Origin of the sequence: Spectribacter acetivorans (assembly GCF_031846305.1) — a bacterium.
GTDB lineage: Bacteria > Pseudomonadota > Gammaproteobacteria > Nevskiales > Salinisphaeraceae > Spectribacter > Spectribacter acetivorans.
In genome coordinates this window covers 81,184-105,936 of the sequence record NZ_JAVRHY010000010.1, presented here as the reverse complement: position 1 = coordinate 105,936, position 24,753 = coordinate 81,184, and the positions used below count along the sequence as shown (strand labels likewise).

Sequence of the window (24,753 nt, the reverse complement as noted above, 5' to 3'; positions counted from 1 at the left end):
TCAAAGCGCTGGCACATTCATGTCCAGCGCCCGTTCCGCCGCCGCTTCCGGCGTTTCCGGTTCGCGCTGCAGGCTTTCGGGCTTCTCCGTGTCGGGATCGCCGGTCATCCACAGCAGAATGTCGTAGTAGGCGCGGATATTGCCGACGTATGTCACCGCTTCATGGCCGCGTGCATACCCGTAGCGGGTCTGGCTGTGATAACGCTTCTGGGTCAGCCAAGGCAGGGCATCGCGCAGGTTGATCCAGCTATCCGGATCACGGTCGCGCTGGCGCAGCAGCTCACGGGCATCGAGTACATGGCCCAGGCCCAGGTTGTAGGCAGCCAGGGCGGTCCAGGTGCGATCCGGCTCCTCGATGCCATCGGCCAGGCGTTCGCGTAGGTCCCGGATGTATCGGGCGCCCCCCTCGATGCTCTGCGCCGGATCCGTGCGGTCGGCCACGCCGAGTTCTTCCGCGGTCTGCTCGGTGAGCATCATCAGCCCTCGCACGCCGGTCGGGCTGACCGCTTCCGGGTCCCAGTGGGATTCCTGATAGCCCACCGCCGCCAGCAGGCGCCAGTCCAGGCCGTTTTCGTCGGCGGCCGTCTCGAACGCGGGCCGCCAGCGGTCGAGCCGCTCCTCGGCAATGCGGGCGAAGGTCTGGCCGCCGACAAAGCCAAGCCGCTTGGCATGGCCGAAGTGTCGGTCCCGCAGTATGGTCATGGCCGCATCGCCGCGCATGCCGGCCAGGAAGGCTATTGCCCGGTTGTAGAGGGCATCGTGTTCCCGGGCGGGAAATACCCAGGCACGCGATGCGGTGAGGGGCAGGGTGAAGGCGGTGCGCAGGCGCGGGTAGTAGCGCTGATTGAGCTGTACCAGCCGGGCGTCGGCGACGGTTGCACGGATGTCCCCCTCGGCCACCCGCGCCAGCAGTTCCTCGGCGTTGGCCGATTCGTCCACCCGGAAGTTCAGCGTCGGATGCGCCTGCCGCAACCAGTTGGTGACCGCATCGTCCCGGGCGACGGTCAGCTTGCCGTCCAGCGAGGCAAGATCGTCGGGCGTCGGATCGTCGGCCTGATAGACCACCGTGGGTTGCAGGTCCAGATAGCCCGGTGTCAGCCGGTAATCCCGATGCAGCGCTGCGGTGGCAGTGAGGCCGACCGCGAAATGGCTGTTGCCCTGGCGCACCGCGCGGGTGAGGGCAGCGCGGGTATCGACGACCTGCATCTCGAGTTCCACCCCGAGTTGATCGGCGAACGCCCGGGCCAGGTCGTATTCGAACCCGGTAGGGCCGGCCGGCCCCAGATAGTAAGTAGTGGCGGAGTTCACGGTCGCGACCCGGAGCATGCCCGTGGCCTGGATTTCCGCCATGGGCGAAACCGGCGGCTGACAGGTCGCCAGCAGCGCCAGTGCCAGCAGTATCGTCACCCAGCGCAGCGAAACCCGATACCGCTGCGCTGGCAGCCGATGGACGGCGGCGTCACTCATGGAATGCATATTGTCGCTTGGGGCCGCGTTCCATTCCCTGTAAACTTCGCCCGTCGGGTGGCTGATGCATCGCACCGACAGCTTTCCGGAGAGGTACCGAAGTGGTCATAACGGCACCGACTCGAAATCGGTTGGGGGCTTACGCCCCACGTGGGTTCGAATCCCACCCTCTCCGCCAGATTCCCCACTGCTCGGCAATCCGGACGCTGGTCGACCGGCATACCGGTTCCGGTGTGGATGCGCGAGTGGTAGCGGCGTGTCCTGACCGCCGAATTCCTGTGATGCCGGCATGGCCGCATCTTAACGCAGCAATCGCCGGGAGACGCTGACCAGCATGGCGGACAAGCAACGCCTTTATCGGGTGACCTTCTTCAATCAGGGCCATATCTACGAGGTCTACGCCAAATCCGTGTCGCAGGGCGGGTTGTACGGTTTCGTGGAGATCGAGCAACTCGTATTCGGCGAACGCAGCGAACTGGTGGTCGACCCGGCCGAGGAAAAGCTCGCCAGCGAATTCGCCGATGTGATCCGCTCCTATATTCCCATGCATGCGGTGGTGCGCATCGACGAGGTACGCAAGCGCGGCGCGGCCAAGGTGACGGACGCCGGCGGCAGTGACGGCAAGGTCATGCCGTTTCCGGTCTACACCGGCCGGAATTGACCGAGGCAATGACGCACGAGCAAGCCCCCGGACCGGCGTGATGCGATTCGCGTTTCTGGGCAGCGGTAGCCGGGGCAACGCGCTGGTGGTGGAATCCGGGGGGACCCGAGTTCTGGTTGACTGCGGCTTTTCCGCCGCGGACATGCAGCGACGCCTGGCCCGGCTGTCGCTGGACCCGGCCTCGCTGGATGCGATCCTGATTACGCACGAGCACGGCGATCATGTACGCGGCCTGGCCCGGTTCGCCGGCCGGCACGGCCTGCCGGTATGGATGACGCCGGGCACTCGGCAGGCCTGCGCGCCGGGTCCGGAGCTTTCCGTGCGCTGCTTTTCACCGCACGAAGCGTTTGCCATCGATGATCTGAGTATCACGCCGTTTCCGGTACCCCACGATGCCCGCGAACCCTGTCAGTTCGTGCTCTCCGATGGCCATCGGCGGCTGGGGGTGCTGTCGGACATCGGCCGGTCGACGCCGCATGTGCAAACCATGGTTGATGCCTGTGATGCGCTGTTGCTGGAATGCAATCACGATCCGGCACTGCTGGCGGCGGGCCCCTATCCGGCCTCGGTGCGGGCGCGGGTATCGGGGGATCAGGGGCACCTGAGCAACGGCCAGGCAGCCGCGCTGCTCGGCACGATAGGCCGCGACCGGCTCCAGCATGTGGTCGCCACGCATATCAGCAGCAACAACAATACGGCGGACCACGCCCGTCAGGCCCTGGCCGACGTGCTTGGCTGCACCCGGGACTGGGTGGCCGCCGCGGATCAGCAAGAGGGATTGTCTTGGCGCAGCATCGTCGCACTCTGATTCTGGCCGGGCAGGCCGCGTTTTCCGCGTTTCGTCTCGAGGCGCAGCGGCATCGGTTGCGGGCAGCCGGAGTGTCGGTGCGCGGGCTGGCCGCGCGCCATCTCTATGTGGCGTCGGTCGATGCCGGCTGGACCGACGATCACACCACCCGTCTGCGAACCCTGTTGCCGGCGGGCCTGGCGGACTGGCCGGCAGAGGCGCCGCCTGGGCCGGTCGTGGTGCCGCGGCTTGGCACGGTGTCGCCGTGGTCGAGCAAGGCGGAGGACATTGCCCGCAATTGCGGTCTGCCGCATCTGCAGCGGCTGGAACGGGGCGTGGCCTGGGCGATCGACGCCGACGATCAGGATATGTCGCGCGAGGCCCTCTGGCGCGAACTGCATGACCCGATGACCGAGAGCGTGCTGACGGACGCCTCGGCACTACCGGACCTGTTCGAGACGCCACCCGCCGGGACGTTGCGGCGCGTGGACCTCGGCGAGGATCCGCTGGCCGCGCTTACGTCGGCCAATCGGGACTGGGGACTGGCCCTGTCGCCGGACGAGATCGATTACCTGGCCCGCGAGTATGCGCGGCTGGATCGCTCGCCTACCGATGCCGAGCTGGTCATGTTTGCCCAGATCAACTCCGAGCACTGCCGCCACAAGATATTCAACGCCGACTGGACCATCGATGGCCAGGCGATGCCGGCGAGCCTGTTCCGGATGATCCAGGCCAGTCACGCTGCCAGTCCGGACGGGGTGTTATCCGCCTACAAGGACAACGCGGCGGTGGTGACCGGCGCGACAGCACTGCGCTTCTTCGCCGGCGCGGATCGCAGCTATCGCGGCGAAACCGAGCCGGTCCACCTGGTCATGAAGGTGGAAACCCACAATCACCCGACCGCCATCGCGCCCGATCCGGGAGCCGCTACCGGCTGCGGCGGCGAGATCCGGGACGAGGCGGCCACTGGCCGTGGCGCCCGTACCAAGGCCGGTCTGTGCGGTTTTTCGGTGTCGAACCTGCGCCTGCCGGGTTACGAACAGCCCTGGGAGATTGATCACGGTCGCCCGCAGCGGGTGGCCAGCGCGCGGCAGATCATGCTGGAGGCTCCGATCGGTGCCGCCCGCTACAACAACGAGTTCGGGCGTCCGAATCTGACCGGCTATTTCCGCACCTTCGAACAGGAGGGGCCGGATGGCCTGCGCGGCTATCACAAGCCAATCATGATGGCCGGCGGCATGGGCAACATCCGTGGTAGCCATGTCGAAAAACAGTCGGTATCCGTGGACGCGCGCCTGATCGTGCTGGGCGGGCCGGCCATGCGCATCGGCCTGGGCGGTGGCGCGGCGTCCTCCATGGCCAGCGGCCGATCCTCCGAGGCGCTGGATTTCGCGTCCGTCCAGCGCGCCAACCCCGAGATGGAGCGGCGCTGTCAGGAAGTCATCGATGGCTGCTGGGCGATGGGTGATAGCAATCCGATTGCCTCAATCCATGATGTCGGCGCCGGTGGCCTGTCGAACGCGCTGCCCGAGATCATCGATGCCGACGGTCGCGGGGCCAGTATCCGGCTGCGGGACATCCACAGCGCGGATGCCAGCCTGTCGCCGATGGAAATCTGGTGCAACGAGGCGCAGGAGCGCTATGTGCTGGCCGTCGCGGCCGATAGCCTGTCCGTATTCGAGGCCCTGTGTCGGCGCGAGCGCTGCCCGATGGCGGTGGTGGGCGAGGCGATCGCCGAGCCCCATCTGCAAGTCCGCGACAACGCGGCCGATGCCCCGGTGGACATGCCCATGCCGGTACTGCTCGGCAAGACGCCGAAAATGCATCGCGAGGGGCGCCGCCCGGCGTCGGTCGCCGGGCGGCCGTTGCCCGAGGGTGTCAATTTGCAGGAGGCGGCCTACCGGGTCCTCCGTCTGCCCACGGTGGCCGACAAGTCCTTCCTGATCACCATCGGCGATCGCAGCATCGGCGGGCAGGTGGCGCGTGAACAGATGGTTGGCCCCTGGCAAGTGCCGGTGGCTGATTGCGCGGTGACCACCACCGGCTTTACCGGCACCAGCGGCGAGGCCATGGCGATGGGCGAGCGCGCGCCGCTGGCGGTGCTGGACGCGCCTGCCTCGGGCCGCATGGCAGTCGCCGAGGCCCTGACCAATCTGGCTACCGCCCGCATCGAGCGTCTGTCCGACGTGCGCCTGTCCGCCAACTGGATGGCCGCCTGCGGTGACGCCGAAGAGGACGCCCGTCTGTTCGATACCGTGCGTGCCGTGGGCGAGCAGCTCTGCCCGGCACTGGGCATCGCCATCCCGGTGGGCAAGGATTCGCTGTCCATGCGTACGATCTGGGAACAGGACGGCCAGTCCCGCGACATGCGGGCCCCGGTGTCGCTGATCGTGTCGGCGTTCGCCCCGGTGCTCGATGCCGGCGCGACCCTGACCCCGCAACTGCGGCCGCTGCCAGACAGCCGGCTGATTCTGCTGGCCCCCAATGGCGAGCAGGCCCGGCTGGGCGGTTCTGCCCTGGCCCAGGTGTACGGGGTCGAGGCGGGGCCGCCGCCGGACGTGGACAACCCGGCCACCCTGCGCGCCCTGTTCGACACAGTGCAGTCGCTCAACGCGGCGGGGCGGATTCTGGCCTATCACGACCGCAGCGACGGCGGCCTCTGGGCCACGCTCTGCGAAATGGCGTTCGCCGGCCGGACCGGCCTGGAGGTGGACCTTGGCCAGCTGGCAGGCGGGCCGCTGGCGGCGCTGTTCAACGAAGAGCCGGGGGCGGTGATCCAGGTGGCGTCGGCGGATGCCGCGCCGATTCTCGGGCAATGCCGCGAGGCCGGTCTCGCGGCCACCGACCTGGGCGTGGTGGCCGTGGATCGGGGTATTCGCATCCACGGGGACGGCGACTGCCTGCTGGATGAGGACCGTATCGACCTGCATCGCGCCTGGTCGGAAACCAGTTATCGCCTCAAGGCGCTGCGCGACGATCCCGACTGCGCCCGCGAAGAATACGATGCCCTGCTGGATGCCGATGACCCGGGCCTGCCCGTGGCGCCGGGTTTCGACCCGGCCGAGGATCCGGCAGCGCCGTATCTGAATCTCACCCGGCCGCGGGTTGCCATCCTGCGGGAGCAGGGTGTGAATGGTCATCTGGAAATGGCCTGGGCGTTCCATGCTGCCGGTTTCGAGGCCGTCGACGTGCACATGAGCGAACTGCTGGCCGGCAGCGCGTCGCTGCGGGACTTCCAGGGGCTGGCGGCCTGCGGCGGGTTTTCCTACGGCGACGTGCTCGGCGCGGGGCGGGGCTGGGCCGGCACCATTCTGAACAACCCGGCCCTGCGCGAGGCGTTCGCGGCCTTCTTTGCCGACGAGCGGCATTTCGCCCTCGGCGTTTGCAACGGTTGCCAGATGCTGTCCCACCTGGCCGACCTGATTCCCGGAACCGACGATTGGCCGCGGTTTCTGGAGAATCGCTCGGCGCAGTTCGAAGCCCGCACAGTGGCAGTGGAAGTGCTGCCCTCACGGTCGGTGTTGCTGGACGGCATGGCCGGTGCCCGCGTGCCCATCGCGGTGGCACACGGGGAAGGCCGGGTGGCTTATGCCGACGACGCGGCCGCGCAGCGGCTGACGGCGGCGGGGCAGCTAAGCCTGCGTTACGTGGATAACGCCGGCGGGCCAGCGGCACGCTATCCCGCTAACCCCAATGGCTCGCCCGGCGGGGCCACCGGTTTCTGCAACGCGGATGGCCGGGTGCTGATTCTGATGCCGCATCCGGAACGGGTGACGCGGGCGGTCACGCAGTCCTGGCGGCCTGCGGCATGGACGGGCGAGCGCGCCCCCTGGGCCCGACTGTTTGCCAATGCCCGCCGCTTCTGCGATTAGCCGAAGCGGCGGCGCTGGCGCCTGCGTCAGATGGCCCGACCACCCGCGCGCGCCTTGAGCAGATTCACGGTATCCAGAAGGATGCGCGCCGCTTCCTGCTGGTAGGCGTCGGGCTCTTCCTCTTCCTCGCTCTCGCCGGTGGGGTTTTCCGGGGTGGCGACGTCATCCTCGCTGTCCTGGAACGCCTGGTAGTCCTCGAACGGCTCTTCGCCGTTGGCGCGCCGTTTGGCGTTGACCAGTTCCAGGCTTCGCTCGCGGAATTCGGCCTGCTGTTCGCGCCGTTCCTCGAGCTGCAGCGATAGTGACTCGCGCTCGCTGCGTTCGCGCAGTAGATCGATGCGCTTGACCTGGTACTGGAAGTCGCTGTCGTCGGTGATGCGCTTCTCGTGCCGATCACGCAGTTCGGGGAGAATCTTCTTGAGCGTGTCCAGTTGCGGGTGCGATACCGAGTCGATCTTGTCCCAGGGCAGGGCGTTGGGCAGGGCCGATTCGCCGATCTCCTCGGTGTTGAACGGCGAGGGGAAGCCGATGTCCGGCTCCACCCCGCGCGCCTGGGTGCTGGCACCGGTCACGCGATAGAACTTGGCCTGGGTCAGCTTGACCCGGCCCTTGGACAGCGGCATCAGGGCCTGCACCGTGCCCTTGCCGAAGGTGCGCTGGCCGAGAATGACGCCGCGGCCGTAGTCCTGAATGGCGCCGGCGAAGATCTCCGAGGCGGAGGCGCTCAGCCGGTTGACCATCACCGCAAGCGGGCCCGGGTAGACCGGATCGCCGTTGGCGCCCAGCACCTGGGTGTTGCCGCTGGCATCGCGGATCTGCACCGAGGGTGACGAGGGCATAAACAGGCCCACCAGCTTGGTGACTTCGCGCAGGGCGCCGCCGCCGTTGCCGCGCAGGTCCAGCACCACGCCGTCGACGTCGGCTTCGCGCAATTCCTTCAGCAGCGCCTCGACATCGTCGGCGGTGCCCTTGTAGAAGGAGGGCAGCGTAATCAGTCCGATCTGCCGGGTTTCGCCATTGTCCTCCAGCGGCACGATACGGCTTTTCGCCGCCTGGTCCTTCAGCTCGATCTCGTCGCGCACCAGCGAGATGGTGCGGGTCTGGGAATTGTCCTTCGGCAGTATCTGCAGCCGGACCGTGCTGCCCTTCTCGCCGCGGATCAGCTGCACCGTGCGGTCCAGGCGCATGCCAACGACGTCCACCAGATCACCCTCCTTCCCCTGGCCGACGGCGATGATGCGGTCGGTGGGGCTGAGCTTGCCACTCTTGGCCGCGGGACCACCGGGAATCAGTCGCACCAGCTCGGTGTAGCCGTTGCGGTCGCGCAGCTGGGCGCCGATGCCCTGCAGCGACAGATTCATGCCGATGTCGAATTCCTCCGACCGGCTGGGAGAGAAGTAATCCGTGTGCGGGTCGTAGCGGTGGGTATAGGCCCCCATGTAGGCGGAAATCACGTCGATCGGCTCGGCCGCCAGCAGTTGTTCCCGCTCGCTTTCGTAGCGGCGGGTCATGCGGTCCTGGATGTCCGCCGGGTCGACGTCGTTGAGATGCAGGTTGATGACCTGGTTTTCGAGATTGTGGCGCCACAGCTCGCGGCGGGCCTCGTCATCCGCCGGCCAGGGGGCGTCTTCGCGTTCGATGGTCACGCTTTCCGCGTCCGTCAGATCGAGATTCTCCACGCCCTTGTCGAGCAGGCCCAGTATCCACTGATTCACCTCCAGTCGGCGCTGCTGGTAGGTGTTGAAGATGTCGAAGGCCGCGCCGAGTTCGCCGTCGCGCAGGTCGTCATCCAGTTGGTCGCCGAATTCCCGCTTGAAGCGTTCGATGTCGCTGGCCAGGAACACGCTGTGGGTACCATCGAGGTCCTCGATGTAGTCGAGGAGCATGTCGCGCGAGAAATCGTCGTCCAGCGCCACCGGGTTGTAGTGCTCGTCCTGCAGCCGCTGGACCACCTGCTTGTCGATCTGCACCTGGGCATCGCCGGGCTGCAGCGGCTGGAACTCGCCGGTGGTGTCCGCCTCCGGGGCGACGCTGCCGGCCTGACAGGCCTGCAGCAGCAGTATTGCGGACGCGAACGGAACGACGAATCTGGACATGTCACACCTTTTATTGGAAACACCCGGACGCATACGCGCGCGACGCCGAAAACTACGCGTCCGGGGAAAATCGTTGCCTGTTACGACAACCGATTGTGCCTTTTTTTCCCGGTGTGGAGTAAATCGGCTGGTTCCGATGCCAGTTCGGATCGGTTGGGACGGGGTTGCCGTGGCGTGATCCGGCCACCGGCGGTGCTAGCCGGCCGGGTCCGGGTCGTCGCGCGCGCCGGCGAGCATCTCGGTAGTGATGATGCTGAGCGCCTCTCGCCAGGCGAATTCGGTGGCGCGGTCGAAGTCCGACCCCATGTGGGTGGCCAGGCTCCATAACAGGGCCTCGCACACAACGGGGTAGTACGTCGTGCGGGCGCCGTAGTCACGGTGCCGGCGGCCCAGTTCCCGCAGCGATGGCCGTATCTGCTCCAGCTGGGACAGGCGGGAGACGGCGATATTGAGCGTGATCAGGAGTTTGCGCTTCTGGCGGCCGAGGTCTGCGGGGAAAAGATCCCGCAGGGCGGGGGCCTGCTCGAACAGGTGGTCGTAGAAGTCGCGGATAACCTGTTCCCGGGCCGGGGCGGCACGATGCCAGCTATCGCGAATGAGTTCGTGCTGCGCGGGGGTCATGCGGGACAGGGTGCGGTCATCATCCTCCGGTATCGGCCTGCCCGGGCGGGTCTGAAGGCGGTTCCCAGCGGTATCGGGCCAGATCGATCCGTCCGCCGATCATGGCAATGCCTTCCTCGGCGAGCCGGCGATGCTGGGCCAGGCCGGCGGTGGAATCGGTGGGCAGCGAGATGCGGCCCTGGGCATTGACGATGCGGTGCCAGGGCACATCCGCCGGGCAATTGTGCAGGGCGTAACCGACCAGGCGGGCCTGCCGTGGCAGACCCGCCAGGGCCGCAATCTGGCCGTAGGTCGCGACGCAGCCGGCCGGCACCCGGCGGACGACCGCGAGCAGCCGCTGTCGGGTGTTGCCGGCCGTCACCGCCAGCTTACTGGGCGGGGTCGCTCACGCCGCCGCCGTAGCGGCGTTCCATCTTCTCGATCAGTGCATCCAGACCCCCGGCCCGGATCTGGGCGTTGAACTGACCGCGGTAGTTGGTCACGAACGACAGATTGCCGATGCTGCCGTCATAGATCTTCCACTGGCAGTCGACCAGGTGCATGTCCATGTCCACCGGAATGCGGTCGCCTTCCTCGGTAATGACCACGGCCTGGAAGGTGATGTCGGTGGCGTCCTCGGGTGCATCCACCGGCTGGAATTCGATCTGCTCGTCGTCGAATCCATACAGCGCATTGCCGTAGGTCTGGATGATCATCTGCTTGAAGGCCTGGGCGAAACGGTCGATCTGCTCGTCCGAGGCATCCTCCGCGTGCTTGCCCAGCACCAGTTCCGACATGCGCTCCAGATCAACCAGCGGCACCAGCTCCCGCTCGATCATCGCGTACAGCGCCTGGGGATTCTTCTTGAACTCGTCGCGACGCTCGGTGAGCTCGTCCAGCAACGTATTCACGGTCTGTTCGCCCAGCTCGGCGGGCGGGGTCGGCTCGCAGGCCTCTTCCTGGGCCATCAGCGGCGTACTGACCAGGGCCAGGGCTGATACCAGCGCCGCCAGTGGACGGATGAAAGTTCGCATGAGATGTCTCCTTGCCCGTAGTAGGTGAATGCAGCTTATGAGCGCGTTACTGAACCGTACCTGAATATGGCGCACCCGCCCGGCGTGCGCGGCACCGGCGGGCTCCTGATTTAGCCCATCGCCGGGGCTGGCGCAAGCCGGTGTTCGTTCGCCGCGGGCCGCGGCAGGCGGAGTCGCCGACAGATCGCGGGCGCCAGATCCGCGGCAACCCGGTCCAGGCTGATCGGGCCGGCCAGGTCGGCGATCCGGGTCATGGCCAGTCCCTGGTAACCGCAGGGATTGATGCGCCCGAATGGCTCGAGATCCAGGTCCACATTCAGCGCCAGGCCGTGATAGCAGCGGCCACGGCGCACCCGCAGCCCCAGCGAGGCGATCTTGGCGTCGCCGGCGGCCGGCACATAGACACCGGGCGCATCCCGCCGGGCCCGGGCCGTGATGCCGTAACCGTCCAGCGTGTCGATCACGGCCAGTTCGAGCGCCTCGACCAGCGACCGGATGCCCATGCCTAGCCGGCGGACATCCGCCAGGACATAGCCCATCAGCTGTCCGGGGCCGTGGTAGGTGACCTGGCCGCCGCGGTCGCTGGGCACGATCGGGATGTTGCCGGACGCCAGCACATGCTCTGGCCGCCCGTTGGTGCCCTGGGTGAATACCGGTTCATGAGCCAGGAACCAGAACTCGTCCGGGGTATCCGGGCCGGCCGCGTCGGTGAATGCCTGCATGTCACGCCAGACGGGTTCGTAGGCCAACGGCGCGTCCAGCATGGTGCGAATGCACGGCGCGGGTGCCGACGGTGACTTGGCTGGCGTTGGGGACAAGGTCATCACCCAAGTTTAACGCAGAGCTTCTGCCTGACACCCGACTGGCCGCCCCGATGTCGGTGGCTTTCTACAATGCCATCAACACCGCGTCGCAGGCGGTGAGATCTTCGTAGATCGCATCCAGCTGGGCACGGTCGCGGGCGAGCACGTCGACGGTGATCGCCACGTAGTTGCCCTTGCGGCTCGGATTGCGGGTCAGGTCGTCCTGGCTGAGCTCGGGCACATGGGGCTTGAGCAGATCGAATATCTGCTGCTCGAAGTGGCCATCGTGCGCGCCGAAGACCTTGATCGGAAACCGGCAGGGAAATTCGAGCAGGGAATCGTCAGTCATGGGTGTCAGCCTGCAGCAGCGCCCGCAGTCTTGTCCACAGCGCGCCGGGTCGGCCGTGACCGACCGGTTCGCCGTCCAGCCGGGTCACCGGGAAAATTTCGCGGGTGGAGCTGGTCAGCCAGATTTCGTCCGCCGCGCGCAATTCGCCGGTCTCGACCCGTCGTTGCGCGACCGGAATGTCATTGGCTGCCGCCAGGGAAAGGACCCGGGCGCGGGTGATGCCCGGCAGAATGGCGGCCTCGAGCGGCGGCGTGGCCAGCGTGCCCCCGCTCACCACGAACACGTTGCTGGAGGCGCCCTCGGTGAGCCGGCCATCGCGCACCAGAATGGCTTCGTTGGCGTCGTTGGCATGGGCGTCGCCGGCCAGCAGCACGTTGGCCAGCAGGGCGGTGGACTTGATATCGCACCGGGCCCAGCGTGTGTCGTCGCGCACCACCGCGGCAATGCCCTGCTCGAGCAGGGATTCCGCAATCGGGGACCGCGTCTGGCAGAACCCCACGACGGTGGCCGGACCGGTGGCGCTGGCAGGCCGGTGGTCCCGCCGCGACGGTGCGCCCCGTGTGACCTGTAGATAGACCGCCATGTCGCCACCGCCGTTGCGCGCGATCAGATCGTTGACCAGGTCACTCCAGCCGTCCGGCGCCAGCGGATCGGCCAGCCCGATGCTGCGCAGGCTCCGGTCCAGTCGATGGATGTGATCGGCCAAGGCATAGGCCCGGCCGGTGTAGACCGGGATGACCTCGTATACCGCGTCCCCGAACAGGAAGCCCCGATCCAGGACCGGGACCTGCGCGTCGGCCAGCGGCAGGAAGCGGCCGTTGAGATACGCCGTATCCATGGTCAGCCGGCTACTCGAATAGTAGCCAGAACTCGTCGATCAGGCTCTGGAAGAAGCCGCCGGCGCCGACGTCGGCGCCGGCATAGAGCGGACGCTTGTGCAGCGGCTCGCCGTTGAAGGTGATGTTGAGCGTGCCCAGTTCCCGGCCCTTTTCCACCGGCGCCACCAGGTTGCGGGTGACCTCGGCGGTAGTGGCCAGCTTGTCGCGACCGCCGCGTGGCGCGGTCACGTAGACCGGACCACCGGCATCCACCGGCAGCAGGTCACGGTCACCCTTCCACACCCGGATTTCGGTGATCGGCTTGTCGGCGTCGAATAGCTTGTAGGTTTCGTAGAAGCGGAAGCCGTAGTTGAGCAGGGCCGAACTGGCCGACTTGCGGGCGTTGTTGCTGCTGGTGCCGGTGACCACCGATATCAGCCGCATGCCCTCGCGCTCGGCCGACGCGGCCAGGCAGTAACCGGCGGATTCGGTGTGCCCGGTCTTGACCCCGTCCACCGAGGGGTCGGTCCACAGCAGCGAGTTGCGGTTGTACTGCTTGATGTCGTTCCAGGTGAATTCCTTCTGCTGGTAGAAACGCTCGTACAGATCCGGAAAGTCGCGAATCATGGCACCGGCCAGGGTGGCGATGTCCCGGGCGCTCATGTAGTGGTTCTCGGCCGGCCAGCCGGTGACGTTCACGAAGTGACTGTTTGTCAGCCCCAGATCGCTGGCGTACTGGTTCATGTAGCCGGCGAAGCTTTCCTCCGACCCCGCCACGTGCTCGGCCAGGGCCAGGGTGGCGTCGTTGCCGGAAATGATGATCATGCCCTGCAGCAGATCCGCCACGGGAATCTGCTTGCCGACTTCGATGAACATCTTGGAGCCGCCCATGCGCCATGCCTGCTCGCTGACGGTGACCTGATCATCCAGCGCCAGATTGCCGCTCTTGATCTCGTCGAACAGGATGTAGGCCGTCATCAGCTTGGTGATGCTGGCCGGTTCTACCGGCTGGTCCGGATTGGCGCTGGCCAGCAACTGGCCGCTGTCGTGGTCCAGCAGTATGTAAGCCTTGGCCGGCACGCTCGGCGGTTCCGGCAGCGACAGCGCCTGGGCAGGTGCCCCCAGCAACCCGAGCAACAGGGTGAGGGCTATGAACAAGGTGCGACGGCGATAGATCATGACGGGGTCGGTCTCTCTGGTTTGCAGCGGTGTGCGGATGCGGCGGCGCTAGGCTAGTCGCGCAGCGTATTGGACTGGATGCCCTGGTCGGCCAGCCGCTGGCGGGCGTCGGCCAGGCCCTGGGCGTCGGGATAGGGGCCGATCCGGACCCGGTAAAGGGGCGGATCGCTGGCGGTCGGGGACACGAATACCCGGTCCAGGCCCATTTCCTCCAGGCGCTTGGCCAGGCCGCGCGCGTTACGGGCGTTGGAGAAGGCGCCGGTCTGCAGGTACAGCGCCGGGTTTGCCGGGTTGTCCGAGCGCGCGGTGCCGGTGGCGATGGTTTCCACCTTGACCTTCGCGGTGCCGTTGTCGAGAAACCCCAGCTGGGCGGCAGCGGCATACGAGAGGTCGATGATGCGGTCGCTGTGGAAGGGTCCCCGGTCGTTGATGCGAACGATGATCTCCTTGCCGTTCTCCAGGTTTGTCACCCGGGCGTAGCTGGGCAGCGGCAGCTCCTTGTGGGCCGCTGTCAACTCGTACATGTCGTATGGTTCACCGCTGGAGGTACTGCGGCCGTGGAACTTGCGGCCGTACCAGGAGGCCGTACCGGTCTCGCGGTATCCCCTGGCCGAGGTCAGGACGCGATAACGCTGACCCATGACGTCGTAGCTGTCGGGATTGCCGAGACGGCTTAGCGGTTCCGCCCTGGGCTCGGGTTGCGGGACCTTGGTGACATCCACCGGTGGCTCGTTCGCCGGCGGGCCGTCGGTGGTAATGGGCGCCTCATCGGAGGCGCTGTCCGGTGCGCCATCGTCGCCGGGCGTGCTGGCGCAACCGGCCAGCCACAGGGCGCCCAGAATCAATACAGGGAAACGCATCGCGGTCATGCCGAAGGTGCCTTGCGGGAACGGGCGGCGGCGATGGCGTCGGCCAGCTGGCACACGGCCATCGCGTAAAGCCGGCTGTGGTTGTAAGTGGTGATCACGAAGAAGTTGTTCAGCCCCACCCAGAATTCGGGACCGTGGTTGCCGGCCAGTTCCACCAGTCCGACCGGGGTGTCGTCGGCTGGCGGGTCCACGGCAACACGCAGGCCGGCCGCGGTCAGGTCCCGGTACTCGTAGCGGGTCTTGCGCTTGCTGCGGGTCAGGCCGGACAGGTCGCCCCCCTCGGTGCGACCGGGCAGGGCGACGCGCCCGTCCCGCTGCCAGCCATGCTCGGCCAGATAGTTGGCCACGCTGGCGATGATATCGGCCGGGCTGTTCCAGAGATCGCGCCGCCCGTCGCCGTCGCCGTCCACCGCGTAGTGGCGGTAGCTGCTGGGAATGAACTGTGGCATGCCCATGGCGCCAGCATAGGAGCCCAGCGCGGTGTCGATGTCGATTTTCTCCTCACGGGCCAGCACCAGAAACTGGCCGAGCTCGCGACGAAAGAAGTCGGCCCGGGGTGGGTAGTCGAATCCGAGCGTGGCCAACGCATCCAGTACCCGGTCGCGGCCGATAAAGCCGCCATAACGGGTTTCCACGCCGATGATGGCCGCGATGATCGGGCCCGGCACCCCGTATTCCTGCTCCACCCGCGACACGATGTCGGCATGGTCGCGCAGGAAGGCGGCGCCGGCATCGATGCGCGGCTGGTCGAGGAATATCTGGCGGTACTCGTGCCAGCGCAGCACCCGCTCCGCGGGTTTGCGCATGGTCTCGATGATGTGCGGCCGGGATTCGGCTTCGGCCAGCCGGGATCGCACCCAGGCCGGGTCCAGCCCGTGTTCGCGTTCCAGTTCGCTCACCAGGTCTCCGGCGCGCGGATGGTCGCGATAGTCGGCCCATGCCGGCGCGATCGCGGCGGTCAGGATGAGGACGGCCAGCAGGCCGGGCACGCGCAACGCCAGAGTCATGAACTGAGCAGTTTCCGATGGGTATTGATGGACATGAGTATGCCGAATCCCATCAGCAGCACCACCATCGAGGTGCCGCCGAAACTCAGCAGTGGCAGGGGCACCCCCACCACCGGCAGCAAGCCGATCACCATGCCCATGTTGACGAATACATAAATGAAGAATGTCAGGCTGATACTGCCCGCCATCAGGCGCTGGAACGTATCCTGGCTGCGTACCGCGATGCGCAGGCCCCGCGCCACCAGGAAGCCGTACAGCGCCAGCAGCGCAATCACGCCGAGCAGGCCGGCTTCCTCCGCGAACACCGCGAAGATGAAATCCGTATCCGACTCCGGCAGGAAGTTCAGGTGCGACTGGCTGCCGTTGAGCCAGCCCTTGCCGAACAGGCCGCCGGAACCGATGGCGATCTTGCTCTGGGTAATATGATAACCCGCCCCGGCCGGGTCGCGCGCCGGACTCAGAAAGGTGAGGACCCGTTCCTGCTGGTACTCATGCATGTTGAACCAGACCAGCGGTGCGGCGGCGGCGGCCATCAGCAGCAGCAGGGCCAGAACCCGCCAGCGCAGCCCCGCCAGGAAAACCACGAAGCCGCCGGCCATCACGATCAGCAGCGCGGTGCCCAGATCCGGCTGGATGGCCACCAGCCCGACCGGCACCGCCACGATCGCCGCCGAGGCGATCACGCCTTCCCAGCCGGTGGGCAGGGCCCGCTCATGCAGAAAGGCGGCAGTTGCCAGCGGCACCGCGATCTTCATGATCTCGGACGGCTGGAAACGCACCACGCCCAGATCCAGCCAGCGTTGCGCGCCCATGGCGGCATCGCCCAGAAGCAGGACCAGCAGCAACAGGATCAGTCCGAGCAGATAGGTCCAGGGCGCCACCGTGCGATACCAGTCCGGCGGGATCTGGGCCACCACGATCATGGCGGCAAAGCCGATGCCGAGCCGGATACTCTGGGAGATAACCACCGACATTTGTTCGCCCGACGCGCTGTAGAGGACGAACAGGCCCAGCCCCCCGCAGGCCATCAGCGCCAGTAGCAATTGCAGGTCCAGTCGCCAGCGGACCAGCCAGTCCGTCAGTGACGGCGGTTGTTCGTGTTCCTCGGCCGCGGTGTTCATCGGGCGGTATCGCTCCGGACCAGTCTGGGGCCCTCCAGCGCGGCATCGATCACCTGCCGGGCGATCGGGCCGGCGGTGCTGCTGCCGCCGCCGCCGTGCTCTGCCACCACTGCCACCGCGATCTCGGGATTGTCAGCCGGGGCATAGGCGACGAACAGGGCGTGGTCGCGGAAGCGATGCTCGATCTCCTCGTATTCGGGCGCTTCCTCGTCCTGCGCCAGTGCCGCTACCTGGGCGGTGCCGGATTTGCCCGCCATGCGATAGCTCAATCCCTGATCGACGTACACGTTGGCCGTGCCCCGACGCGCGTGAATCACCGACTCCATGGCGCTGGACACGACCGACCAGTCATTCTCGTCGGCCAGCCGGATTGGTTCCGCTGCCGGCGGTTCGTAGGTCTCGCGACTGGCGTTGCTGTCACGCCGGCTGGCCATGAGTACATGGGGTTGTTTGGCCTTGCCGCGGGTGGCCAGTTCGGCGGTCATGTGGGCCAGTTGCAGGGGTGTGGCGCTCATGAAACCCTGACCGATCACGGTGTTAAGCGTTTCGCCGGGAAACCAGGGCTGCTGACGGGTGCCGTTCTTCCATTCGCGCGATGGCATCAGGCCCGAATTCTCGCGAGGCAGGTCGATACCGGTTCTCTCGCCCAGGCCGAACAGGGTGGCGTAGCGGTGCATGGCGTCGATGCCCAGGTCCATGCCCAGCTTGTAGAAATACACGTCACTGGAGCGGAAGATGGCCTCCTCCAGGTTCAGCCAGCCGTGACCCTCGCGCTTCCAGTCCCGCCAGCGGCGGTCACTGCCAGGAAGCTGGATATAGCCGGGGCACCAGACCCGCCGGCCGGGATCGATGCTGTTGCGGTCGAGTGCCGCCAGGGCCATCACCGGCTTGATGGTCGAACCTGGTGGGTACTGCCCCTGCAGGCTGCGGTTGAACAGCGGCCGGAACGGATGATCCAGCAGCTTTTGATAATTCTTGCGGCTGATGCCGTCCACGAACAGCCCTGGCTCGAAGCTCGGCTTGCTGACCATGGCGAGTACGCCGCCGGTGTCGGGGTCCAGTGCCACCACCGATCCGGCGTGGTTGCCCAGCGCCTGGTATGCCACCCGCTGAATGTGGGCGTCCACTGTCAGATAGAGGCTCTGGCCCGGCTGCGGCGGGGTGAAGGAGAGCTCCCGTAGCGCGCGGCCCATGGCATTGGTTTCCAGCAGTCGCGAACCCGGCCGCCCGTGGAGCTTGTCCTCGTGGCTGGCTTCCACCCCGGTCCGGCCGATGTGGGTGCTGCCGCGGTAGCGCTTGTCGTCGATGACCCGCTGGTCGGCCTCGGTGATGCCGCCGACATAGCCGATCAGATGCGCGGCCACCTCGCCCATCGGATAGTGGCGGGTCAGGCCGGCGCGGATTTCCAGTCCCGGGAAATCCCGGCGGTTGACCTCGAATCGGGCGACTTCGCGCTGGCTAAGATTCAGGCGAATAGGGATGCCCCGGAAGCGGGGCTGCTTGCGCATGCGCTCGTAGAAACGCTGACGATCGCGCTCGCTGATGGTGACGAATTCGGCGAGCCGGTCCAGGGTGGCCTCGATATCGGCCACCTGTTCGGGAATTATCTCCAGCCGATAGGCCGGCAGGTTATCGGCCAGGACGATGCCGTTACGGTCGTAGATCAGGCCGCGCACGGGGGGCACAACCTGCACCCGGGTGCGATTGTTGTCCGAGCGCAGGGTGTAGTAGCCGTGTTCGACCACCTGCAGATAGGCCAGCCGGGTAATCAGCCCGCCCACCATGACTGCCATGATGACGCCGGCCACGACGGTTCGCCAGAGGAACAGATGGCGTTCCGCGCCGTGGTCCTTGATCGGGGTATCCGACGACATGAATCAGTGCCCGACCCCGGTTGCCGGTAGTCGACAGGTCATCAACTATCGACCTCCACCAGCGCGAAGCGTTCCAGAATCAGCGACCACAACGGCCAGACCACGGCGGTGCTGACCACCGGCAGCCATCGCCACCAGAGGTCCACCTGCCGCCCGTTGATGCCGTCGATCCAGAACAGGGTGAAGGCGTAGGCGATCAGGGCCGGCAGCAGCGCCACACCCTGCTGGATCAGCGGCAGGGTCCAGAGCAGATCGCGCATCTTGAACACGATGAAGGCCGCCAGTGCCAGCGCCAGTGCGTGCTGACCCAGCGGCGTGGTGTAGCCAGCGTCCAGCAACAGGCCGGCGAACCAGGCGGCGAGCACGCCCACGCGATGGGGCTGATGCAGGACCCAGAACAGGATGGTGGCGGGAAACAGGGCCGGCCGTGCGATCGCCGCCCAGGGCGGCAGGGGCAGAAACGTCAGCACCAAGGCCACCACTAGGCTGCCCAGCATGAGCAGCAGACTGGATCGCAGAGTGGCGGTCATTGTTCGTCGGCGTTGGGGTCGGCGTCCGCTTCGTCCTTTGCAGCGGCGTCCGGGGCTGATGTTTCATCCTCGGTGCCACCGCCGGTGGCGGCCGGTTCATCCGCCTCGGCGTCCTCCTGATGGCGCCAGACCAGCAGCACTTCCCGACCCCGGTTGAGCTTGGCGATGGGGTCCGCGGCGATGGTGAGAAACTCGTTGCCGGCTTCGTGGCTGATACGCCGCACCCGGGCCACCGGATAGCCCGGCGGGTAACGGCCGCCCAGGCCCGAGGTAACCAGCAGGTCCCCCTCCTGCACGTCGGCATTGCTGGGCAGGAATGGCAGCAGGAGCGTGTCCGCCTGCCCGGTGCCCTGGGCGATGGTCTGCAGGCCGGTGCGGTTGAACTCCACCGGAATACCGTGGTTGGCATCGGTGATCATGATCGCCGTCGCTCCCATCGGATTGGCCTCCGTGACCTGTCCCATGATGCCGTTGGCGTCCACCAGCGCCTGCCCCTCGAACACGCCGTCGAGCGTGCCCTTGTTGAGTTTGACGTGGTGGCGGTAGGGGTCCGGGCTCAGGGACATGATCTCGGCAATCAGCACTTCCTCGCGCAGCGATTTGGATGAGGCCAGCAGGCCGCGGATGCGCTCGTTCTCGGCCTGCAGCGATGCCAGTTTCTGCAGTCGCCGCTCCATCAGCAGCACCCGACGTTCCAGGGATTCGTTGCGGGCCGCCAGTTGCCCGCGGTCCAGATAGGCCGACACGGTGTCTGCCAGGTCGTAGGGCATCTCGGCCAGCGACTGGACCGGCTGGATCACCGTGGCCAGGCCGGCGCGCACCGGAGACAAATCCTCCCGGCTGTGATCAAGGATCATCAGTACCACCGAGACCACCAGCACCAGGATGATCCGTGCGCTGGGCGGCGGGCCGCGCAGGAACAGCCGATTCTCGTCTTCGTCCAGGCCGCGCACCGGGGTCAGGCCGCCCGTCGGGGGTGGCGCGAGGCATGCCGCATCGATAGCGCCCGCCGCCGGCGCTCATGGTCAGGGCCGTTCACGTTGCAGACCTGACGCAGGAACACCTGAGCAATCACTCCAGCGCGAACATCTGTCCGGTCTTGCGGTCGATCATCTCCAGCAGGATGCCGCCGCCACGGGCCACGCAGGTCAGCGGATCGTCGGCAATGATCACCGGCAGGCCGGTTTCCTCGCTGATCAGCTTGTCGATGTCGGTAAGCAGGGCGCCGCCGCCAGTGAGCACGATGCCGCGCTCGGCCACATCCGAGCCGAGTTCCGGCGGGGTGGCCTCCAGCGCCGTCTTGACCGCGCCGACGATGCCGGATAGCGGTTCCTGCAGCGCGTCGAGCACCTCGTTGGAGTTCAGTGTGAACGAGCGGGGTACACCCGCGGACAGATGCCGGCCGACCACCTCGATCTCCTTGACCTCGTGGCCGGGGAAGGCGGTGCCGATCTGATGCTTGATCGATTCGGCCGTGGCCTCGCCGATCAGCATGTTGTACTGCCGGCGCACGTAATTGACGATGGCTTCGTCGAAGCGGTCGCCGCCCATGCGCACGGATTCCGCGTAAACGATGCCGTTGAGCGAAATCACTGCGACCTCCGAGGTGCCGCCGCCGATATCCAGCACCATGGAACCCCGCGCCTCGCCCACCGGTATGCCGGCGCCGATGGCTGCGGCCACCGGTTCTTCCACCAGATACACCTTGCGCGCTCCGGCGTTGGAGGCCGATTCGCGAATCGCGCGTCGTTCCACCTGGGTAGAACCGTAGGGCACGCACACCAGCACCCGTGTAATCGGGCGCAGCAGCCGCTTCTTGTGGACCTTGCGGATGAAGTGCTGGAGCATCTTCTCCGTGACGGTGAAATCGGCGATCACCCCGTCCTTGAGCGGGCGAATGGTGGTGATATGGCTGGGGGTGCGCCCCAGCATGCGCTTGGCGTCGTGGCCGACGGCCTCGATCCGCTTGCCGCCGCGGGCATCCTGACGGACAGCGACCACCGAAGGTTCATTCAGGACGATGCCCTGGTCGCGGGCGTAGACAAGCGTGTTGGCGGTGCCCAGGTCGATCGAGAGATCGTTGACGAATAGGCCCCGGAAGTTATCGAACATATTGCTGGGAGTCCCTGTTGCCCGAGGGGAGCGCGGCGGCGATCCAATGCAAAAACCGCGGCCCGGTGACGCTGACCGGTGGCGCGGTGAGAATGCCGGCTATGCTAGCCGAGCCTTGAATCACGGGCAAGCAAGGCGAAAGCGGGGCTTTCCGGAATCCGTGCTGATGCCATGCCGCGATTAAGCCGCGACGGTGAATATGCTAATTTGTCGCGCCGCGAGACCGCCGAGCGCCGGCAGTCCGAGCCCTTCAACAACCCTCGGAAACGTCGTGAGCCTGAAACCCGAACAAGTGCGCAAGGTTGCCTTTCTGGCCCGCCTGCGGCTCGATGAGGACCGGGTGCCAGAGTATGCCAACGAACTCTCCGGCATTCTCGGCCTGGTCGACCAGCTCGAACGGGCCGACACGGACGGTGTCGAGCCGATGGCGCATCCGCTGGATCTGGCCGCCCGCCTGCGCGTCGACGCGGTCAGTGAGGGTGATCAGCGTGACGCCTTTCAGGCGATCGCTCCGGCCACCGAGGGTGGCCTTTACCTGGTACCGCGGGTGATCGAATGAGCAGATTGCGCGAACTGGCCGCGCGGCTGGCCGCCCGCGAGGTCTCAGCGGTCGAACTGACACGCGAGGCGTTGGCCCGTATTGAACGGCACGACGGCGACCTGAATGCGCTGGTCACCGTCTGCGCCGACCGTGCCCTGGCGCAGGCCGAAGCCGCCGACGCCACGCTGGCCGCCGGCGCCGGCCCATTGACCGGCATACCGCTGATCCACAAGGATATTTTCTGCACATCCGGGGTGCGTACCAGCTGCGGCTCGCGCATGCTAGACAACTTCGTGCCGCCGTACGACGCCACCGCGGTCGAGCATCTGGACGCTGCCGGGATGATCACGCTGGGTAAGGCCAACATGGACGAGTTCGCCATGGGCTCGTCCAACGAGACCAGCTTTTACGGCCCGGTTCGCAATCCCTGGAACACGGACTACGTGCCCGGCGGTTCCTCGGGCGGGTCGGCCGCGGCGGTGGCCGCAGGGCTGGCCCCGGCCGCCACCGGCACCGATACCGGCGGCTCCATCCGCCAGCCGGCGGCGCTGTGCGGCATCACCGGCTTCAAGCCCACCTACGGCCGCGTCTCCCGCTGGGGCATGATCGCGTTCGCCTCCAGTCTGGATCAGGCGGGCTGCTTCGCCCGTTCGGCCGAGGACTGCGCGCTGCTGCTCCAGGCCATGGCTGGTTTCGACGAACGCGACTCCACCGCCGTCGACCGGCCGGTGCCCGACTATGCCGCCGCCCTGACCGGCGACATCAAGGGCATGAAGGTGGGTGTGCCGTCCGAATACTTCGCCGAGGGCCTGGAAGCCCGCACCCGCGCCGCGGTGGAGGCCGGCATCCAGGAACTGGAAGGGCGCGGGGCGGAGATCGTGGAAATCAGCCTGCCGCACACGGATCAGGCGGTGCCCACGTACTACGTGGTGGCGCCCGCGGAGGCCTCGTCCAACCTGTCGCGCTTCGACGGGGTGCGCTACGGCTACCGCTGCGACGACCCGGCCGATCTGGAAGACCTCTACCTGCGTTCCCGCGGCGAAGGCTTCGGCCGCGAGGTGCAGCGCCGGATCATGGTAGGCACCTACGCGCTGTCCGCCGGCTACTACGACGCTTATTACCTGAAGGCCCAGAAAGTCCGCCGACTGATCGCGGACGATTTCCGCCGCGCCTTCGAGCAGGTGGACGTCATTGCCAGTCCCACCACCCAGGGACCGGCCTTCCGCCTGGGCGAGAAGCTGGACGATCCGGTCACCATGTACCTGAACGACATCTACACCATCCCGGCGAATCTCGCCGGCCTGCCCGGTATTTCCGCGCCTTGCGGGTTCGTGAACGACCTGCCGGTGGGCATGCAGTTGCTGGCGCCCTGGTTCGAGGAAGGCCGTCTGCTCAATGCCGCCCACGCCTACCAGCAGGCCACCGACTGGCACACGCGCCGGCCGGAGGGCTTCGAGGCATGAACTGGGAAGCCGTTATCGGGCTGGAAATCCACATCCAGCTCAGCACGCAGAGCAAGATTTTCTCCGGCGCGTCCACCGCCTACGGTGCCGACCCCAATCGCCAGGCCTGCGCCATCGATCTGGGCATGCCCGGCGTGCTGCCGGTGATCAACCAGGAAGTCATCCGGCGGGCGGTGATGTTCGGCCTGGCGATCAACGCCGAGATCGCCCCGCGCTCGGTGTTCGCGCGCAAGCACTACTTCTACCCCGACCTGCCCAAGGGCTACCAGATCAGCCAGTACGAGCTTCCGATCGTGGCCAACGGCCGCCTTGAGATCGTGGCGGAGGAGGGTGCCGAGCCACGCACCATCGGCATCACCCGCGCCCATCTGGAAGAGGATGCCGGCAAGTCCCTGCACGAGGGCTTCGAGAGCATGACCGGCATCGACCTCAACCGCGCCGGCACCCCGCTGGTCGAGTGTGTGTCCGAGCCGGATATCCGCACGCCCGCCGAGGCCGCCGCCTACGCCCGCAAGATGCACGCCCTGGTGCGCTATCTCGACATCTGCGACGGCAACATGCAGGAAGGCTCGTTCCGGGTGGACGCCAATGTCTCGGTACGGCCGCGAGGCACCGAGGCATTCGGCACCCGCACCGAAACCAAGAACGTCAACTCCTTCCGCAACCTGGAAAAGGCGATTGCCTTCGAGATCGAGCGGCAGATCGAGGTGCTGGAGGATGGCGGCGAGATCGTGCAGGAAACCCGCTTGTTCGATGCGGATCGTGGAGAAACCCGCTCCATGCGCAGCAAGGAAGAGGCCCACGACTACCGCTACTTCCCGGACCCGGACCTGCTGCCGGTCGAGATCGACGACGCCTTCGTTGAAGCCGCCCGCAGCCGTCTGCCCGAACTGCCGGACGCCAAAGCCGCGCGCTTTGCGGCCGACTACGGTCTGTCAGCGGCCGATGCCAGCCAGCTAACCGCCACCCGCGAGCAGGCCAACTACTTCGAGGCCGTGGTGGCCGCGTCCGAAGGCGCCGGCGGCAAACTGGCCGCCAACTGGGTGCTCAGTGAACTCGCTGGCGCGCTGAACCGGGACGGGGTGGATCTGACCGAAGCCCCCTTGAGCGCCGAGGCCCTGGGCGGGCTGATCGCCCGTATCCACGACAACACCATCTCCGGCAAGATCGCCAAGGACGTGTTCGACTCGCTCTGGAAGGGCGAGGGCCACACCGCGGACGAGGTCATCGAGGCGCGGGGTCTCAAGCAGATCACCGACACCGGCGCCATCGAGGCGTTCGTCGACGAGGTTATCGCCAGCAATCCCGATCAGGTCGAGCAGTACAAGGCCGGCAAGACCAAGGTGGTCGGCTTCCTGGTCGGCCAGGTCATGAAGGCCTCCCAGGGCAAGGCCAATCCCAAGGAAGTCAACAAGCTGATGACGGCCAAGCTGAACGAGTCCTGAGGCGCGTCAGGCGGTAGCTGCCTGCGATCTCACATCCGGCCGGGCCAGTGCTTCCAGCGACAGTTATTCATCCGGATCGGCCTGGTTGATCTCGCCGGTGTCGGCCGCAGCGGGCGCCGCATGTC

General features: G+C 66.7%; 22 protein-coding genes and 1 tRNA gene. 7 read left to right on the top strand and 16 right to left on the bottom strand.

The annotated features are described in order from the left end of the window. The gene (gene mltF, locus RM531_RS11600; RefSeq protein WP_311659442.1) at positions 1 to 1,467 is read right to left on the bottom strand and encodes a membrane-bound lytic murein transglycosylase MltF; all 1,467 of its coding nucleotides are present in this window, start codon (positions 1,465 to 1,467) and stop codon (positions 1 to 3) included. An 87-nt stretch (positions 1,468 to 1,554) separates the two neighbouring features. Here mltF and RM531_RS11595 point away from each other — a divergent pair. From RM531_RS11595 to purL, 4 genes are all read left to right on the top strand, one after another. Then, positions 1,555 to 1,645 (top strand) — tRNA-Ser (locus tag RM531_RS11595). 156 nt (positions 1,646 to 1,801) lie between these two features. Next, positions 1,802 to 2,128 (top strand): DUF1820 family protein, encoded by a 327-nt coding sequence (locus tag RM531_RS11590; RefSeq protein WP_311652770.1) that lies wholly within the window; start codon positions 1,802 to 1,804, stop codon positions 2,126 to 2,128. A 40-nt stretch (positions 2,129 to 2,168) separates the two neighbouring features. Then, positions 2,169 to 2,936, top strand: coding sequence for an MBL fold metallo-hydrolase (locus RM531_RS11585; protein ID WP_311659440.1), 768 nt, complete (start codon positions 2,169 to 2,171; stop codon positions 2,934 to 2,936). After that, on the top strand, positions 2,912 to 6,787 hold the full coding sequence (gene purL, locus RM531_RS11580; protein WP_311659439.1) for a phosphoribosylformylglycinamidine synthase: 3,876 nt from the start codon (positions 2,912 to 2,914) through the stop codon (positions 6,785 to 6,787). The genes RM531_RS11585 and purL overlap by 25 nt, the downstream gene beginning before the upstream one ends. 26 nt (positions 6,788 to 6,813) lie before the next feature. On the opposite strand, the gene RM531_RS11575 is transcribed toward purL, so the two are convergent. The 15 genes from RM531_RS11575 to RM531_RS11505 form a co-directional block, all read right to left on the bottom strand. Beyond that, positions 6,814 to 8,883 (bottom strand): carboxy terminal-processing peptidase, encoded by a 2,070-nt coding sequence (locus RM531_RS11575; RefSeq protein ID WP_311659437.1) that lies wholly within the window; start codon positions 8,881 to 8,883, stop codon positions 6,814 to 6,816. Positions 8,884 to 9,078: 195 nt separating this feature from the next. Further along, a complete protein-coding gene (locus RM531_RS11570) occupies positions 9,079 to 9,504 on the bottom strand; it encodes a globin domain-containing protein (protein WP_311659436.1) in 426 nt (141 codons plus the stop codon). 19 nt (positions 9,505 to 9,523) lie between these two features. Then, positions 9,524 to 9,865, bottom strand: a complete 342-nt coding sequence (locus RM531_RS11565; protein WP_311659434.1) for an MGMT family protein — start codon at positions 9,863 to 9,865, stop codon at positions 9,524 to 9,526. A gap of 7 nt (positions 9,866 to 9,872) precedes the next feature. Further along, positions 9,873 to 10,517 carry an MlaC/ttg2D family ABC transporter substrate-binding protein gene (locus tag RM531_RS11560; RefSeq protein WP_311659432.1) on the bottom strand — a complete coding sequence of 215 codons (645 nt, stop codon included), beginning with the start codon at positions 10,515 to 10,517 and terminating at the stop codon, positions 9,873 to 9,875. 110 nt (positions 10,518 to 10,627) lie between these two features. Then, positions 10,628 to 11,281 (bottom strand): lipoyl(octanoyl) transferase LipB, encoded by a 654-nt coding sequence (gene lipB / locus RM531_RS11555; RefSeq protein WP_311659430.1) that lies wholly within the window; start codon positions 11,279 to 11,281, stop codon positions 10,628 to 10,630. 124 nt (positions 11,282 to 11,405) lie between these two features. Continuing rightward, the gene (locus tag RM531_RS11550) at positions 11,406 to 11,669 is read right to left on the bottom strand and encodes a YbeD family protein (RefSeq protein WP_311659428.1); all 264 of its coding nucleotides are present in this window, start codon (positions 11,667 to 11,669) and stop codon (positions 11,406 to 11,408) included. Then, positions 11,662 to 12,507, bottom strand: coding sequence for a D-amino acid aminotransferase (locus RM531_RS11545; protein WP_311659426.1), 846 nt, complete (start codon positions 12,505 to 12,507; stop codon positions 11,662 to 11,664). Before RM531_RS11545 ends, RM531_RS11550 begins: the two co-directional genes overlap by 8 nt. Before the next feature lie 10 nt (positions 12,508 to 12,517). Next, positions 12,518 to 13,666, bottom strand: a complete 1,149-nt coding sequence (locus tag RM531_RS11540; protein ID WP_311659425.1) for a D-alanyl-D-alanine carboxypeptidase family protein — start codon at positions 13,664 to 13,666, stop codon at positions 12,518 to 12,520. A 53-nt stretch (positions 13,667 to 13,719) separates the two neighbouring features. Further along, a complete protein-coding gene (locus RM531_RS11535; RefSeq protein ID WP_311659423.1) occupies positions 13,720 to 14,535 on the bottom strand; it encodes a septal ring lytic transglycosylase RlpA family protein in 816 nt (271 codons plus the stop codon). Then, positions 14,532 to 15,542 carry a lytic murein transglycosylase B gene (mltB, locus tag RM531_RS11530; RefSeq protein WP_311659421.1) on the bottom strand — a complete coding sequence of 337 codons (1,011 nt, stop codon included), beginning with the start codon at positions 15,540 to 15,542 and terminating at the stop codon, positions 14,532 to 14,534. The genes RM531_RS11535 and mltB overlap by 4 nt, the downstream gene beginning before the upstream one ends. Beyond that, positions 15,539 to 16,663, bottom strand: a complete 1,125-nt coding sequence (gene rodA, locus RM531_RS11525; protein WP_311659420.1) for a rod shape-determining protein RodA — start codon at positions 16,661 to 16,663, stop codon at positions 15,539 to 15,541. Before rodA ends, mltB begins: the two co-directional genes overlap by 4 nt. Next, entirely contained in the window at positions 16,660 to 18,537 is a 1,878-nt protein-coding gene (gene mrdA / locus RM531_RS11520; RefSeq protein ID WP_311659419.1) for a penicillin-binding protein 2, read from the bottom strand. The genes rodA and mrdA overlap by 4 nt, the downstream gene beginning before the upstream one ends. A gap of 41 nt (positions 18,538 to 18,578) precedes the next feature. Continuing rightward, complete coding sequence (gene mreD, locus RM531_RS11515) at positions 18,579 to 19,067, bottom strand: rod shape-determining protein MreD (RefSeq protein ID WP_311659417.1); 489 nt, start codon at positions 19,065 to 19,067, stop codon at positions 18,579 to 18,581. Further along, the gene (mreC, locus tag RM531_RS11510) at positions 19,064 to 20,020 is read right to left on the bottom strand and encodes a rod shape-determining protein MreC (RefSeq protein ID WP_311659415.1); all 957 of its coding nucleotides are present in this window, start codon (positions 20,018 to 20,020) and stop codon (positions 19,064 to 19,066) included. Before mreC ends, mreD begins: the two co-directional genes overlap by 4 nt. 118 nt (positions 20,021 to 20,138) lie before the next feature. Beyond that, complete coding sequence (locus RM531_RS11505) at positions 20,139 to 21,179, bottom strand: rod shape-determining protein (protein ID WP_311652788.1); 1,041 nt, start codon at positions 21,177 to 21,179, stop codon at positions 20,139 to 20,141. 271 nt (positions 21,180 to 21,450) lie between these two features. On the opposite strand from RM531_RS11505, the gene gatC reads away from it, so the two are divergent. The 3 genes from gatC to gatB are packed head-to-tail and all read left to right on the top strand — an operon-like array spanning position 21,451 to position 24,628. Then, positions 21,451 to 21,738: an Asp-tRNA(Asn)/Glu-tRNA(Gln) amidotransferase subunit GatC gene (gene gatC / locus RM531_RS11500; protein WP_311659414.1), complete on the top strand. Its 288-nt coding sequence runs from the start codon at positions 21,451 to 21,453 to the stop codon at positions 21,736 to 21,738. Then, positions 21,735 to 23,183, top strand: coding sequence for an Asp-tRNA(Asn)/Glu-tRNA(Gln) amidotransferase subunit GatA (gene gatA / locus RM531_RS11495; protein ID WP_311659413.1), 1,449 nt, complete (start codon positions 21,735 to 21,737; stop codon positions 23,181 to 23,183). Before gatC ends, gatA begins: the two co-directional genes overlap by 4 nt. After that, the gene (gene gatB / locus RM531_RS11490; protein WP_311659412.1) at positions 23,180 to 24,628 is read left to right on the top strand and encodes an Asp-tRNA(Asn)/Glu-tRNA(Gln) amidotransferase subunit GatB; all 1,449 of its coding nucleotides are present in this window, start codon (positions 23,180 to 23,182) and stop codon (positions 24,626 to 24,628) included. Before gatA ends, gatB begins: the two co-directional genes overlap by 4 nt. Positions 24,629 to 24,753 lie beyond the last annotated feature (125 nt).